The organism is Kutzneria sp. 744 (assembly GCF_000568255.1).
In the GTDB taxonomy this organism is placed as follows: Bacteria; Actinomycetota; Actinomycetes; order Mycobacteriales; family Pseudonocardiaceae; genus Kutzneria.
Map to the genome: position 1 here is coordinate 7,666,001 of NZ_KK037166.1, position 2,307 is coordinate 7,668,307.

Here is a 2,307-nt window from a genome sequence, read left to right on the forward strand (position 1 = left end):
TTCTGGCGCGCATGCTGATCGGGCGGAGTCGTGAGCTGGCCCGGCTGACCGTCCGAGTGCGTGAACTCGCCGGTGGCCGCGGTGGCGCGACGCTGGTCGACGGCGAGCCCGGCATCGGCAAGACCACGCTGCTGCGCGCCGTGTGCGACACCGCCCTGGAAAGCGGCTGCCGCGTGCACTGGGGCGCCGGCGACGAACTGGGCCGGTTGCTGCCCCTGTTGCCGCTGCTTGAGGCCCTGCGCGCGGAGCGTTCCGACGAGGGACAGGCGGTGCTGCGGCTGCTGCGCGGCGAGGTCCCGACGGTCGTCGACCCGACCGCGGTGGCCGCGGAACGCGTGCTGGGCATGGTCGAGGAGCTCTGCGCGGACGGTCCGCTGGTGCTCGCGCTCGACGATCTCCAGTGGGCGGACAAGGTGACCGTCGCGGTGTTCAGCCGGCTGGTGCGACTGGTGGACCAGCTGCCGCTGCTGCTGATCGGCACGCTGCGCCCGGTCCCGGTCCGCGACGACCTGTCGGCGTTGTGGCGGCAGCTCGGCGCCGACGGCCAGGTCAGCCTGGGTCCGCTGCCGGCGGACGCGATCGGCGAGCTGGTCGCGCAGCTGGTCGGCACGCAGCCGACCGACGAGCTGCTCCGGCACGCCGAGGGTGCGGCCGGAAACCCTTTGTACACAACGGAACTTGTCAGCGCGGTGGCCGGTGGCGCGGACCGGCCGGGCTCGCTGGCCGCGGCGATCGACCACCGGCTGGACTTCCTGTCCGACCAGACCCGGCACGTGCTGCGGGCCGCGACCCTGATCGGTGTGGTGTTCTCCGTCGCCGATCTCGGCGTCGTGCTCGGCCGCTCCGTGGTCGAGCTGCTGCCCGCGCTGGATCAGGCCGCGGCGGCCGGCGTGCTCGTCGAGGCGGGGGACGGTCTGTCGTTCCGGCATGCGCTGGTGCGATCCGCGGTGTACGAACGCATGTCGCCGCCGGTGCGGACCGCGTGGCACCTCGAAGCCGCACGGCTGCTGGCCGACGCCGGCTCCCCGGTCGAACGGGTGGCCAAGCAGCTGCTGGTCGCCTCCGGCTCCGACGAGTGGACCGTGGACTGGTTGTCCGACAACGTCGGCGCGCTCATCGGCCAGTCCCCGTCGGCGGCCGTCGACCTGCTCCGGCAGGTGCTCGCCACGCCCAGCTGGGACGCGCGGCGGCTGGCGCTGGCCAGCCGGTTCGCCGACGCGCTGTACCGCACCGGCGACTTCGACGAGGCCGAGCAGGTCGCCACCCGTGCCCTCGCGCTGTCCGCCGACCCGGTCCAGATCGTGTGGCTGCACCACGTGTTGTGGCAGTGCCGCAACATCGGCGGCCGCAACGCGCAGTCGCTGGTCGAGCTGGACCGCGCGCTGTCGGACCCGAACACCACCGGCCGGGTGCGGGCGCGGCTGCTCGTGCTGACCGCCCGCGCCCATTTCAATCACGGAGACACCGACGCGGCGGAGAAGGCCGCGCTCGACGCCGCCGATGCCGCGCCCGACGACGAATGGGCCGTGGGCTGGTCGATGCACGTGCGCAGCATCGTGTTGATCCAGCGCGGGCACATGGCCGCCGCGCTGGAGTTGCTCGATCGTGCCGTGCGGGTGATCGGCCGAGACGGCGGAACCGCCGAGTTGAGCCTGCTGCTGCGGATCAACCGGGCCGTGGCGCTGGGCGGCGTCGACCGTTGCGACGAGGCGGTGACCGCCGCGCTGGACGTTCGCCAGCTGGCCGAGCACGTCGGCAACACGGTGCGGGCGGGGCAGGCGCAGAGTGCCCTCGTACAACTGTCGTACGACTCGGGCCACTGGGACGACGCGTTGGTCGATGTCGACCTCGTGGCCAACGAGCTGAAGGACGCGGTGGTGGCGGCCAGCGACCACGGCATCGGTGCGCTGATCCACCTGCATCGCGGCGATCACGTTGCCGCGCAACGGCATCTCGACATCGCTCGGTCGGCGCAGGTCGGCGGCCGGTCCGTGCTGCACCTGGTGCTGGTCACGAGCCTGGGGCTGGAGCAGGACGGCGATCCGGCCGGGGCGCTGGCCGCGCTGCGCACCTCCGACTCCGACGACGTGCTGCCCGAGATCGTCCGGCTCGCGACGGCTATAGGGTGATCTCGACGCCGCGCGGGCGACGACCGAGCGTGTTGTCGCCCTGGCCGCCGGTTCCGATGTGGGGCACCGCATCGCCGCCGCGGCCTACTGCCGTGGGCTGGTCGACGGCGACGGCGAGGAACTGCTGCGGGCGGCGACGTCGTACCGGGAATGCGGGCGACCGCTGTCCCGGGCCAAG

1 protein-coding gene is annotated in these 2,307 nt (G+C 73.1%); it reads left to right on the plus strand.

The features are described 5' to 3' along the window. A partial coding sequence (locus tag KUTG_RS35310; protein ID WP_232241144.1) for an ATP-binding protein occupies positions 1 to 2,129 on the plus strand: 2,129 nt, incomplete at its 5' end. Between the last annotated feature and the right edge of the window lie 178 nt (positions 2,130 to 2,307).